Genomic DNA, 11,676 nt, shown 5'->3' with positions numbered 1-11,676 from the left:
GATGAGGGTGACCTTGCTGCTGGTCTTCATCAGTGTTTTTGTCGGCACGTTCCCACTGGTAGCGGCAGTGCGGGCGACAAGGCAGGCGCATCAGATAAGGCGCAGGGTCCGGAAGCTGGCCGTGAGCGCAGGCGTCCGGGATGAGGGATCCGATTATGCGCTGCTGCGCGAGACTACTGTGGTCGAGCAGGTACTGGCACGTCTGCCGATAACGAGGTCCATAAAGACGCAGGTGGACCTCTCCGGGGTTCAGCTTTCGACAACGCAGTTTCTGCTACTGGTGGTAATGGCCTGGGTTACCGGGTTCGTTGTTTTGTACATCTGGAAAGAAAGCATGGCCGCCGCATTCCTGGCGGCGCTTGCCTTTGGCGCGCTTCCCTTTGCCTATATCGTTAAGGCCAAACACCGGCGCAACGAGCTCTTTGCCGAACAGTTGCCTGATGCTCTCACCATGGTGTCCCGCTCCCTGAGGGCAGGGCACTCCCTGGCGGCTGCGGTGGAACTGGTGGGGCAGGAACTGCCGGAGCCGGTGGGAGGGCTGTTCAGGCAGGCGTACGAGCAGCAAAAACTCGGCGTCAGGATGGTCGAGTGCCTGCTGTCGCTTAAGGCAAAGATTGAAAGTCCGGACTTCAACTTTTTCATCACCATCATCCGGATCAACAGGGAGTCCGGTGGCAACCTCTCCGAGATTCTCGACAAGCTGGCAGACACGCTCAGGGCCCGGCTGCAGATACGCAGGCAGGTCGACGTTCTTACTGCGGAGGGGCGTATCTCCGGGCACATACTTGTCGCCCTGCCAGCGGCGATGTTCGTGGTGTTCTACCTGCTTCGACCAGGCTACCTGGACGTATTTTTCACGGAGGGAATCTGCCAGTACTTGCTTGGCGCTGCGGTGTTGGGACAGGTCGCGGGGTACCTGATGATCCGGAGGATCGTCAACATATCCATCTAGGGGGGTCGCAAAATGCTCACGTTTATCATGATTTCGATCTTCGTCAGCGTGACGGCCCTGGTCGGCGCGCTATTGTACCCTTTGCTGAGCAGGCGGGAGGCCTTGCGCAACCGGCTGTCCAAACTTATTCCGGTCAAGGATGACACGCCGTCATTGGTGGCGGAGCCGGAAAAATGGCAGAGCGCGCTGGCCAGCGTAGGCACGCGGCTGCAAGGGAAATCAAGCGCACTGCACCTATTTCGTGAGACAGTCACCGCAGCAGGCTATAAAAAGGAAGCCGTTTTCGCTTTTCTGGGTGCCAAGGTGGTCCTGGCCATGGCCTTTGCTGCCGGATACCTGGTGCTTTTGGCGCTACCTCGTGGCACTGTGGCCAGTGGCACTTCGATCATTATCACCCTCTCTCTTGCCATTGCAGGGTATCTTCTCCCTACCCTCTGGCTTGATCACCGGGCGAGCGCCCGCAAAACGGCTATCTTTCATGCCCTGCCCGACGTGCTCGACCTGTTGACCATCTGCGTCGAAGCCGGCCTGGGGCTGGACGCTGCCCTGGTCAAGACAGTCGAAAATTTCCAGGACAAAAACTGCCCTCTGATTAAAGAGCTGGATATCGTGATACTCGAGATCGGCGCAGGGAGGCCTCGGCCCGAGGCGCTCAGGGGGCTTGCTGAAAGGACCGCGGTGGATGACATAAAAGCCCTGGTTTCGATGCTGGTGCAGACGGATAAACTCGGTACGAGCCTTGGCAAGACCTTGCGGATCTACTCGGACTCGCTGCGCACCAAGAGAAAACAACTTGCAGAGGAACGAGCAGCCAAAACCGCAGTCAAAATGCTTTTCCCGCTAACGTTTTGCATTTTCCCCGGGCTCTTGGTGGTGATGCTGGCGCCGGCTTTTTTCAGGGCGCTCAAACTGTTCAAGCACTGAAACTTCGCAGGCTTTGCACCTGTCCCCTTTTGATGCCTGCAAGTAGCTAAGGAGTCTGGGCGCATGTCGAACAGATGGATGGAGCTATGTCATGGCAAAAGTAAAAGATCTCTGCCTGATGACGGTTCTTCATGTTGATGACGATATTGAAGTGAGTAACATGTTCGGCCACATGTTCAGGATCAACTATCCCAAGCACAAGATACTACATGCAGAAAACGGATTTGATGCATTAGTCAAGACCAGGCAGTTCAATCCTGACCTCTTCATCCTCGACATATGCATGCCATACGTAAGCGGGATTCAACTGGCGGAGGAGATCGTCAGGGAAGGTTACCTTGGCCCCATCGTTTTCCTTTCGGCGTACGATGACCAACAGACGATAAGGATGTGCAAAAACACAGGTTGTGCCGGCTATTTCCGCAAACCTATCGACTTTGCAGCACTGTTTTACGAACTGGACAACACGATGGTTCAAATTTTCCTGAAGCGGTTGGAGCAGGGCAGGGCACAGAGACGGGCTCTCGACAGGTTTTAATGTTACAATGACGACATTTGCATTAAAAAATGTTGACTAAAAAAGCAGAATGTACTAATTGTGAGTCCACATATTTTTCCTTCATAGATAGACGACAAAACTAAACCATCCGCGAGGGTGGGACGGAAAGCCCACAGGGTCTCCACGAGACAGCCGGGACGCCGAAATATCTACAGATATATCGGCCTCGGCTTGTTTTTTTTAAGGAGTTGCTCATGGTCTTGCCACAGTGGAGTTCACAACTGTCTGTAGGGTTGAAGCAGTTGGACGACAACCATCAACTTCTCTTCAAACTGCTGCACATAATAGATGCCGAGGCGACCTGCTCCGGTGAAGGCATGGTCGCCTTGCTGACGGCGCTGTTGACGTTGAGCATGTGCCACTTCAGGTGCGAAGAGGATTGGATGACGAGACTTGCCTTCGCAGGGGCAGGCCTCCATAAAGAGGAGCACGATGCCTTCGTCGCCCGGGTTACATCATATAGGACGGCTTTCATGAAGGGAGAGGCGGTAAGTAAGGGATTGGTGTCTTTCCTGGAAAGCTGGATGGTGCAGCACTTCTGCAGTACTAACCAAGAATTCAGACTCTTTCTTATGCAAAACGGCTATGTCACAAACCAAACTGGTAAGGTGGCATTGGATATTTAATGTTCACTGTGTTTCTAGCGGCAGGATGACAGCTACAGCCGTCTTGCCGGGCTTGGAGCGTACAGACAAGTTCCCCTTGAAGCACTCGATCCTCTGGTTGATATGCGCAAGACCGAAACCCTTGCTATAACAAGCCGGGAATCCGATCCCGTCATCCAACACCGAAAGTCGCAACTGATTTTGCCTGGCGTGCAACCGGACCTTGATGTTTTTGGCTTTTGCGTGTTTTACGGCATTTATCAGCAGTTCGCTGGCGGTCTGGTACAGGACCGTGCGTAACTGTTCTGATGTTTTCATTTTACTCATATTGCTCGAGAGCTCGAAATGAAAGTGGTGTTCGCGAGCCAGCCGTTCTCCCAGGCTCTCGATGGCCTGCACTACGCCAAGGTCGTAGAGCAGGGGAGGGCTGAGATCGTTGCAGGCGCGCCTGATTTGATGCATCGCGCTGACTATCAGGTCGCTTAATACCTGGAGCTGTTCTGTTTGGAGTCCCCCCTCTTCCTGCGACATATCGAGTTTTAGCTTGCCCAGCGCAAGATGCTGTACCACGTTATCGTGCAGTTCCACTGCGATTCGACGGCGTTCCCGCTCTTCCGATTGCACCAGGTCTGCGGTGAGTTGGGACAGTAGGTCGTATGAGTCTTTTAGTTTGCGTTCAAGAACAATGCGCTCCTGGATTTCTGCCTGCACCTCCTGATTCAGGCGGGCCAGCTTTTTATTCGCCTTGGTTAGCTTTTCGGTCCGCTCCTCGACAAGAACCATCAGGCAATCCTGGGCTTCGCGGAGTTCGTTTTCAAGCACCATCCGTTCATTTATGTCGCGCGCCAGGCAGTGCCAGATGACATGGTCCTCACAGACCTGTACTTGAGCATCTGCTTCAACCCAGCGCGGCTTCTGATTGGGAATGGCAATGCGGAACTCGCGTGACCACGGCAATCCGCTCCTACTGCAATGGTCGATGGAACTGAGCACCACTTGGCGGTCCTCCTCGTGCAGGTAGGTGAATAGGGCGGTGGCGTCCGCCTTTACCTCACCTGGAGAAACACCGAAAATGTCCTGTATGCTCGGACTCGCATAGGTTATCTCTTTGCTGCCGTCGGAGAATATCCGGTATTGGAAGATGGCGGCAGGCATATGTCGGGTCAGAGTCAGGAGGTGTTGAACGCTTGTGTTGTCGACTGCTGTATAATCCTTTTCCTGATCAAGGAGGCATTCAGTGGGCATTGTATCTCGACCTCATTTCCTTGGCTGGAGTTATGTTGGCCTAATGTAAATATATTTTCATAATAATTCAACCTCTTTGTACTGTCCGGGTCTTGGTGGGGATGAAACACGATTTTCTCCGAAAGCGCCGCAAAATTGACATGATTCTTCCCCTGTGGTACTTGTCTATGTAGTTTTATTAATAAAAACTTAATTTTGATACGACGAGGGGGCGGTATGAGCATCAAAATTTTATTGGCAGATGATCATCACATGTTCAGGGAAGGCATGCGCGCCCTGCTCGAGCGTGAGCATGACATGACGGTCGTAGCTGAGGCGGAGGATGGCCTTTCGGCACTGGAGCTCGCCTCGGAGACTTTACCGGATGTCGCTGTTTTGGATCTGAGCATGCCGGGGTTGAAAGGCACGGAGGTGGCGAGCAGAATCATGGAAAGAGCGCCGCACGTCGAAACTATCATCCTGACCATGCACAACGACAGGCAGTACGTTGTAGAAGCCCTGAAGTTGGGGGTTAAGTCGTTCATACTCAAGGAGTGGGCTTTTCATGAACTGGTAACGGCGGTACGCTGTGTCGCCGGCCATTCCTCTTACCTCAGCCACCGCCTCAGCGACATCATAATTTCCGGCTTCACAGACGAGCGCAGCATCTCTAAGGGCTACAACCTGACCCAGCGCGAGGAGCAGACGTATCGACTGTTGGTCACAGGCAAGAACTGCAAGGAGATTGCCTACGAATTGAACCTCTGTATCAAAACCGTCGAAACATACCGACTCAAGGTAATGAAGAAGCTCAAGGTGACCAATATCGCGCAACTTGTCAATCATGCCGTTCAGGATGGGATTGTCGCCAGAACCTGATGCTCAGGTGATCATCAGCGAATCGTAGCGGACCGATGAGTCCGTGCACAGTGAACTGTAGAAATGAAAGCCGCTAGTACCGGCAGGTTCATTCACGAGATACCTTGCTATCTCCGCTTTTTTAAGCAAGACTGCGGCATCGGTCCCGTCATCGGGGGAAACGCTAACCCCTATCTTGATCGTCGCCTGCGCATGGTTTTTATCTCTGCCGCAAGCTACCGCCAGGTCATTGATGATCGACAAGGCATGCCTTCTCACTTCACTCCAGGTGACCACGCCGACCAGCAACATGGTGAACCGGCGCGGACCGAGATGGCCGACTGGAAAATACCTGCTGGTCATTCTGCCGATAAAAACCTCGACAACTCTCTCCAAGGCGTTATCGATGCCTTCCACGGCATCCTCGATCTCCATAAAATAAACTGTCAATGATTGATCATTTGATGACGTTATAGCACCACGCAGGAGGCTTTCAAAGGCGCCCTTGTCGGGCATGCCGGGGAAACTGGCGCACGTTCCAGGTAGTGCCGGTACCTCCCTCGTTCCGGGTAGGTGGATGCGCGCTACGGAATAGCTTGACGCAGCAGGTTCGAGAAGATGCGGTGGTGACGCATTTTCAGCGTGAATGACTTGAGGCATGCCCAGCATTCGGTGAGCCCGTATCGCACACCGCAATCTCAACTGTAGAACAAGACGATGACAGGGCAGGGGCAGGATGTCAGTAGCACCTGCGTCGTAAGCCGACCTGATCGCCTGTTCCTGGTAGATCCAGATCGCAGCGAGGACAGGCTCCTGCCACCCCCTCACCTGCTGACGTATGTGCGTGCAAAAGGAGAGGCCAACCTCCGGGGTCTTCATAAGGTTCACCACGATAAGGTCCGAAGCCATTATGGAACGCTGCTCGACTGCCTCTTCATACCCTGTCGCCTCTCGTACCGAGAACCCTGTCTGTTCCAGGACCGTCCGCGTAAGTACGCGAGTGAGAGTATCGCAGTCCAGAAGCAGTACGCTACCTGTTATAGCCTCGCCGTACATATTCCCCCCGATACCTGTATTTGATATGGTTAATATATATTAACCTTTATTTGGCAGCAGAGGGGGGAGGCACGATAAAGCTATCCTGCCACCGGTACAGTCCTGAAATACCCTGCTCCATTCCCTTAATTCATTGATCAACATCCGCTTGATCCAGATAGAAGTGAAAGGAGTATTCGCAGCTAAGATTTTTGCCATAGTGACAAAGAATGGGTTAATGTGTAAAGTGCAATGTACATTTTGAGACGGATATGATGCCGGGGGGACGTCCAGCTATGTAACTCGGCGAAGGCTGTTGAATCAAGGTGAGGGTGTAATGGATTTACGGTATAACATCATAAACGATTGTCTAGTTCTGGTCAGGCAGTGCGATATGCCTGTAAAAAAAAAATTGCACGTCGAGACTTTGCTTTACCAGATGAAGCGGCTTCTTCTAAAGAGCAATAGCGCGGCTATGTCAAGCGATAGTAGCAGTGTGCAGTCGTTCACCGAGTTGCTCCTGATGGTGTATGCTGCATGCTCTGAAGAGTATCAGCAGGACGTGCTGGCAACTGTCACCGATCGTATCGACGTTATGCTGTGGCAACTCGATCAGAAAAACACACCTTGCGACAATGAACAAGGTCCATGAGCCTTTACCGTTTGTCTGTTGATCCAGCGGAGCTGAGCGATGCGAAGAAAAAAGGAGTGTTATTTCCAAACAGCCAGATCAGGAGGGTGCCTGCCATACTGGGTTCTAGCTGAGATCGCGGCGCAGGGGAGAACTCGGCGCAGGGCGTTGGGCAGACGAGCAGGGGGGGCAGGAGAGATCATAATCGCAGGAATATTGCTGTGCCTCTTTATCTATCGTCTGATCTGAACAGCTGTCTGAATTGCAGCGTCAAGGAGGAAGACATGAGGGGAATAGGTTGCATCGTCATTTGCATTCTGTTGCCGTCCTCCGGCCATGCTGTTGGTTCTGTATCGCCATGGAACAGCTCTCGAGACAACGGCAGCTCTATCGGCTACATCTCCTCTTCTAAGTTACATGATAGGACCCTCACGCCAGGCATCGACAACCCGCCACTGAGTAATCACCGCATGTTCTTTCCCACCAGGCCAGGCCGTGGTTACGAGATCCGTTCCAATTTTCCATCTAATCGGTTTCGCAGCATTTCCGATGACAGCATTGATCGATGGCATACCATTTACCGGGCTCTCATAGAGGCCGCCGCGTATCGATAATACCCCACCTTTGCTTGCTGTGCCGGCGCAACCTGGCTTCGGTGCAGACTGCTAGATCGACGCAGGTTCTCCATTTCTTGCTGCATTTGCCCGTAAAATCATTCTTTCTTTAAAACGTGCATCGCTTTGCATTCTCATTCGGAAATTGGAGGAGGCCAGCGCCATCCTCGCATCGACAAGGAAATTGTAATATTCTTCCTCGGGTTCATGGTGAGGTATGATTATTCGGTATTTCCGATGCGAGTCAGCCATCTTGCGTACCACGCAGCCCGGGTATTTTTCCAATACTGTCCGGATTCCAGTCTTGCCAACAAACAATATATCGATAATCGCACCCATGATTTGTCACCTCTGTTTTTTGAGACAAAAAAGCCGGATGCCGAAAAGTGTTCATGATTTTTCGGCGACCCGGCTGTCTTTGAGAGACCTTAGGTTCCGTCCCAACCTCGCGGATACTACTTTGGATATCTGCTACGGTGGATACCGGGAAAGAGTTGATTGCCTGAGCTGCGGTGGATCCCCCGCATGACGTCAGTTGTAACTGTCAAATTGCCTTTCTCTTTCAGAGAGGGCGACCAGGATGTTGCCAATATGCTCCATGAGCTCGTTGACATTCTCGTTCCTGCCTCCCTGACGCAGTGCTCTCACTTCGAGGTGGAGTTGATCGAACGCGTCTTTGCTGCAGATACCTCGGACATCGTCAGTCAGGTCCTGGTTCAGCATCACCCTCAGCAACTGCATGAATTGAATTTCAAGCCTCAGTTTTTTAACCGCAGATATGTTGCTTTCTTTCAGTAGCTGCATGCACTGCTTGATCACTTGGTATTGTGGACTCATAACACCTCCTTTATGGGGTACAGCTGTCATTAGACCGCAGTTGCAACTGACGCGTACGAGGTCCCATGCTCTTTCTGATGCCCTTTGTCCACCTGCGACTCCCTTCTCAACTCTACAATCTTCACATTTGTTGATTCAAATGCAAATGTCGTCTAATCGGTAACCGTTCTAGTGCTGCCACTATCCGACACCGACAGAGTATTTCCTCAGGTCATTGAGAGAAAAGAATCACCATCTAAGAGAAGATCTGATGCCTGGCGTACGGGATTGTGTTTGGTTTGATGAGAGAATTATGCAATGTTTCGGTGCCGTGGAACGATAAGTGTCGGTTTTATTCGGCGTTATGTGAACGCCCTGCAGCGATCGCATTCCATTCCCACTTGCCAGTAGCAATGCAACTTCTCTTTACAAAACTGGCATAAAAGTTAAAATTCTCACATATAATAAGGTGGACAGCTTCTCTATGACACTGCGCGAAAAGGAGGCAACAATGACCTTAGCCGTTAACAAGGAGACGCTTCTTAAGAGAGCTAGGCTCTATCCGGATGTAATCCACCTTCATCTGGATGACGCAAGACTATGCGTCAATTGCGATACCATCCACTCTGGGAGTTGCTGTCCCACCTGCGCATCAACAAACTGCTTAGCGCTATCCTCCGTGATTGGCAGGATGTCTCACAATCTATATGCACAAAGACAGGCGGAGCAGACGCGCAGGTATACCAAAGAAACGGCTAAGATCACTTGTGGAAGTGCAAAAAGTGCGCAAACACAAGAGGTCGGTTGGCCACATTTTCTGCACCTGTTAAGCTGGTTGCGGTAACATGTTGCAGCGTAGCGGTCACTGACAAGTATTTAAACATTGAGGACCGGAGTCGGGAGTGTGGAAGATAATCCGGCTTCACTAACCAATGCTGGGCGCCCTGTCGCAGCGTCGTTGCCGGTCCTTTTTCAACGACAGGCTTGAGCATCCAAAATGCCTATTATTTCGATGTTTTTCGGCGTCATTGTCTACATGTTCTCTCACGAGGAAAAGGGTCCCTCTCCACCTCATGTGCATGCAGCATATGGAGATGACTATGCCATATTTTCAATCCAAGACGGTGTCCTCCTTGAGGGTAAATTACCTGAAAACAAACAAATACTTGTCCAAGCCTGGATAGAGATTCACAAGGAAGACCTCCAAGCGGACTGGTGTCTGGCCGTCTCGGGGCAGACGCCTCTGCCAATCAAGCCACTTGACTGACCCCACCGGCACAGCCGAGGAGAGGTGTTGAAGAAAGTGCTTGAAAGAGGGTATCAATCTGGGTATATCTACACCGCGTTGAGCGTGTGAGATGGGGCGGTAACCGCCTGTTTCAGGGGGCACGATTACAAGGCACTTACGGGGTATCCTGTGGGTGCTTTTTTATGTTTTTCGGCTGGAGAGTTGATGGAAATTGTACAACAGGAAATTGAGCGGCTGGACAGGGTGCATGAGGCGATCGAGCGCTACGCGGTGGACCGGCTGCAGACCATCGGGAGACACGAAGCCTACACAAAGGAGCTGGAACAGCAACGCCTGGCGTCGGTGGACTGGCGTGAGAAGAATGATCTCGCGGAGAAACTGATCGAGCATGGACACCACTCGCCGCGCAAATACCTGCACGAATTCACCCAGCAGGCGTCTCCCTACTTCGGCATCCTCGGCATCCACGACAACGATCGCAGGATCGGGAAGAAGGAGTACCTGATCGGCAACCAGACCCTCATGGACGGGCAGCGGGTGGTGATCATCGACTGGAGAAAGGCGGAGATCACCGGCCCCTTCTACGAGGGGTACGACATCGGCGAGGAGTATGAGCTCACCATCAGGGGCGTCGAGAGGGAAGGGGTGATCACCCGCCGGGACAAGGTCACCATCACCAGGAAGGCCCTGAACCGCATCGAGACTCCTGCGGAAACCTACGAGCTGCGCGGGGACGCTTGGCAGAAGAACGGCGGTGCGGTCGAGTCTACCGCCGACACCAAGGAGCGGACCGAGGATCACCGCATGGTGGATTCCATCGCGGCACTGATCTCACCGGAACAGTTCCGGGCCATCACCAAGCTCAGGGACGGCGTGGTGGTCATAAACGGCGCGGCCGGAGCGGGCAAGACTACGGTCGCGTTGCACCGGCTCTCGTTCCTCATGTTCGACGCTCCGGAGAAGTACCGCCCGGAGCGGTGCATCGTGCTCATGTTCAACCGCGTCCTGCGCGACTACGTCAAACAGAGCAGCGACACCCTCCTTGGCCCGGTCCGGGTCGATACCTACAGCGCCTGGTCCCTGACGGCGCTCGCCGCCCTCGGTGTCCATTCGCTGAAGACGGTCTTTGATGATCCCTTCGGCGCTCAGAAGAAAAGCAGCCGAGTTCCGGCACTGCTTGCGAAGTACGTGAAGGAAACCACCAAGATCGAGCCGGTTACCGACCTGTGGCGCTTCCTCATGCAGGACTACGTCGTCGCCGCCCTCTGCACGGACTCCGCTGCGGAGTTCCAGCAGGCGGCGCAGAGGAAGTTCGCGGCCAAGGAGCGGACGGTTTCGTTCTCGGATGTCAGTATCCTGCTCCGCCTGGCCCAACTGCGGCGCCCGGCCGGCGCCGTGGTCATCGGGGCGCTCAACGCCTACGACCACATCGTGGTCGATGAGGCGCAGGATCTCTCCTCACTGGAACTGCGCACCATCGTGGCCGCCACCTCCGCGGCGCGCAGCATCACCATCTGCGCCGATGAGAAGCAGCAGATCCTCAGCTTCCTCGACTCGCAAGGGTTCTCCAGTGTGATGGCCCAGCTCCATTCCCAGGGACTCGAAAAGGAGAACCTGACGGTTTCCTATCGCTGTCCCAAGGAGATCGTCGATCTGGCCGCCCAAGTCATCGGGCGCAGCGCCGACACCACCAAGGCCCATTCCGGTGTGGTTGAGTTCCACTCCACCAACAATGCCGCTCAGTCGATGGTCAAGATTCGGGAGCTGGTGGAGGGGCTGGTGCAGGCGGCACCCACCTCGCTTACCGGCGTCATCTGCAAGAAGAAGGCGGATGTCAAGGCGCTGCACGCCGCGCTCGCCGGCGTACCGGGGCTGCACGCGGAGGGGGAGGTTTCCTTCACGCCGGGCGTCCAGGTCATCCATGCCCACGCCATCAAAGGGGTGGAGTTCTCCAACGTCATCCTCTACAACCCCAGCTCCTACGATTACCGCCAGACTGAGCCGGACCGGAATCTCCTGTACGTCGCCATCACCCGTGCCTGCAAGACCCTGCACATCGTCCACCACCAACCGCTGGCGCAAGGGCTCCGCGACACTGACAGCATCCGTTGAACAGGATTGCAACGCAAAGCCGCAGAGGAAACAAAATCGGGATGAACCTCGGGGACAAGCGACAAAACCCATTTTGTAACGCAAAGTCGCAAAGTCG

General features: G+C 53.7%; 12 protein-coding genes and 1 riboswitch. Of the genes, 8 read left to right on the top strand and 4 right to left on the bottom strand.

Translation table 11 applies throughout. The features are described 5' to 3' along the window. Position 1: 1 nt before the first annotated feature. From H7687_RS11785 to H7687_RS11770, 4 genes are all read left to right on the top strand, one after another. A complete protein-coding gene (locus H7687_RS11785) occupies positions 2-952 on the top strand; it encodes a type II secretion system F family protein (protein WP_183347551.1) in 951 nt (316 codons plus the stop codon). Positions 953-964: 12 nt separating this feature from the next. After that, a complete protein-coding gene (locus H7687_RS11780; protein WP_183347542.1) occupies positions 965-1,876 on the top strand; it encodes a type II secretion system F family protein in 912 nt (303 codons plus the stop codon). A gap of 91 nt (positions 1,877-1,967) precedes the next feature. Next, positions 1,968-2,414, top strand: a complete 447-nt coding sequence (locus H7687_RS11775; RefSeq protein WP_183347540.1) for a response regulator — start codon at positions 1,968-1,970, stop codon at positions 2,412-2,414. Between the two features lie 89 nt (positions 2,415-2,503). Further along, positions 2,504-2,580, top strand: a riboswitch (cyclic di-GMP riboswitch). A 49-nt stretch (positions 2,581-2,629) separates the two neighbouring features. Beyond that, a complete protein-coding gene (locus H7687_RS11770; protein WP_183347538.1) occupies positions 2,630-3,061 on the top strand; it encodes a bacteriohemerythrin in 432 nt (143 codons plus the stop codon). Between the two features lie 3 nt (positions 3,062-3,064). On the opposite strand, the gene H7687_RS11765 is transcribed toward H7687_RS11770, so the two are convergent. Continuing rightward, on the bottom strand, positions 3,065-4,285 hold the full coding sequence (locus tag H7687_RS11765) for a sensor histidine kinase (RefSeq protein ID WP_183347529.1): 1,221 nt from the start codon (positions 4,283-4,285) through the stop codon (positions 3,065-3,067). Positions 4,286-4,501: 216 nt separating this feature from the next. Between H7687_RS11765 and H7687_RS11760 the strand changes: the two genes are divergently transcribed. Further along, entirely contained in the window at positions 4,502-5,143 is a 642-nt protein-coding gene (locus H7687_RS11760; protein ID WP_183347521.1) for a response regulator transcription factor, read from the top strand. A gap of 3 nt (positions 5,144-5,146) precedes the next feature. Here H7687_RS11760 and H7687_RS11755 read toward each other — a convergent pair whose 3' ends face one another. Next, the gene (locus H7687_RS11755) at positions 5,147-6,001 is read right to left on the bottom strand and encodes a hypothetical protein (protein ID WP_183347519.1); all 855 of its coding nucleotides are present in this window, start codon (positions 5,999-6,001) and stop codon (positions 5,147-5,149) included. A gap of 550 nt (positions 6,002-6,551) precedes the next feature. Between H7687_RS11755 and H7687_RS11750 the strand changes: the two genes are divergently transcribed. Continuing rightward, the gene (locus tag H7687_RS11750; protein WP_183347517.1) at positions 6,552-6,809 is read left to right on the top strand and encodes a hypothetical protein; all 258 of its coding nucleotides are present in this window, start codon (positions 6,552-6,554) and stop codon (positions 6,807-6,809) included. 644 nt (positions 6,810-7,453) lie between these two features. Here the strand turns inward: H7687_RS11750 and H7687_RS11745 are convergent. Together H7687_RS11745 and H7687_RS11740 are read right to left on the bottom strand one after the other, a co-directional pair. Next, on the bottom strand, positions 7,454-7,741 hold the full coding sequence (locus H7687_RS11745; RefSeq protein WP_183347515.1) for a hypothetical protein: 288 nt from the start codon (positions 7,739-7,741) through the stop codon (positions 7,454-7,456). A gap of 192 nt (positions 7,742-7,933) precedes the next feature. Next, the gene (locus H7687_RS11740; RefSeq protein WP_183347514.1) at positions 7,934-8,239 is read right to left on the bottom strand and encodes a hypothetical protein; all 306 of its coding nucleotides are present in this window, start codon (positions 8,237-8,239) and stop codon (positions 7,934-7,936) included. 976 nt (positions 8,240-9,215) lie between these two features. On the opposite strand from H7687_RS11740, the gene H7687_RS11735 reads away from it, so the two are divergent. Both H7687_RS11735 and H7687_RS11730 read left to right on the top strand, forming a co-directional pair. Beyond that, a complete protein-coding gene (locus H7687_RS11735; RefSeq protein ID WP_183347511.1) occupies positions 9,216-9,485 on the top strand; it encodes a DUF4160 domain-containing protein in 270 nt (89 codons plus the stop codon). A 186-nt stretch (positions 9,486-9,671) separates the two neighbouring features. Continuing rightward, positions 9,672-11,579: a UvrD-helicase domain-containing protein gene (locus H7687_RS11730; protein ID WP_183347510.1), complete on the top strand. Its 1,908-nt coding sequence runs from the start codon at positions 9,672-9,674 to the stop codon at positions 11,577-11,579. The last annotated feature ends 97 nt before the right edge of the window (positions 11,580-11,676 follow it).

The sequence above is a fragment of the Geomonas paludis genome (assembly GCF_014193585.1).
GTDB classification, from domain to species: Bacteria; Desulfobacterota; Desulfuromonadia; order Geobacterales; family Geobacteraceae; genus Geomonas; species Geomonas paludis.
This window is presented reverse-complemented; position numbering and strand designations above follow the sequence as displayed.

What these genes read in the sequence shown, in the direction of transcription:
- H7687_RS11785 (WP_183347551.1), top strand. Translation starts at nt 2, where the DNA reads ATGAGGGTGACCTTGCTGCTGGTCTTCATCAGTGTTTTTGTCGGCACG.
- H7687_RS11780 (WP_183347542.1), top strand. Translation starts at nt 965, where the DNA reads ATGCTCACGTTTATCATGATTTCGATCTTCGTCAGCGTGACGGCCCTG.
- H7687_RS11775 (WP_183347540.1), top strand. Translation starts at nt 1,968, where the DNA reads ATGGCAAAAGTAAAAGATCTCTGCCTGATGACGGTTCTTCATGTTGAT.
- H7687_RS11770 (WP_183347538.1), top strand. Translation starts at nt 2,630, where the DNA reads ATGGTCTTGCCACAGTGGAGTTCACAACTGTCTGTAGGGTTGAAGCAG.
- H7687_RS11765 (WP_183347529.1), bottom strand. Translation starts at nt 4,285, where the DNA reads ATGCCCACTGAATGCCTCCTTGATCAGGAAAAGGATTATACAGCAGTC.
- H7687_RS11760 (WP_183347521.1), top strand. Translation starts at nt 4,502, where the DNA reads ATGAGCATCAAAATTTTATTGGCAGATGATCATCACATGTTCAGGGAA.
- H7687_RS11755 (WP_183347519.1), bottom strand. Translation starts at nt 6,001, where the DNA reads ATGAAGACCCCGGAGGTTGGCCTCTCCTTTTGCACGCACATACGTCAG.
- H7687_RS11750 (WP_183347517.1), top strand. Translation starts at nt 6,552, where the DNA reads ATGCCTGTAAAAAAAAAATTGCACGTCGAGACTTTGCTTTACCAGATG.
- H7687_RS11745 (WP_183347515.1), bottom strand. Translation starts at nt 7,741, where the DNA reads ATGGGTGCGATTATCGATATATTGTTTGTTGGCAAGACTGGAATCCGG.
- H7687_RS11740 (WP_183347514.1), bottom strand. Translation starts at nt 8,239, where the DNA reads ATGAGTCCACAATACCAAGTGATCAAGCAGTGCATGCAGCTACTGAAA.
- H7687_RS11735 (WP_183347511.1), top strand. Translation starts at nt 9,216, where the DNA reads ATGCCTATTATTTCGATGTTTTTCGGCGTCATTGTCTACATGTTCTCT.
- H7687_RS11730 (WP_183347510.1), top strand. Translation starts at nt 9,672, where the DNA reads ATGGAAATTGTACAACAGGAAATTGAGCGGCTGGACAGGGTGCATGAG.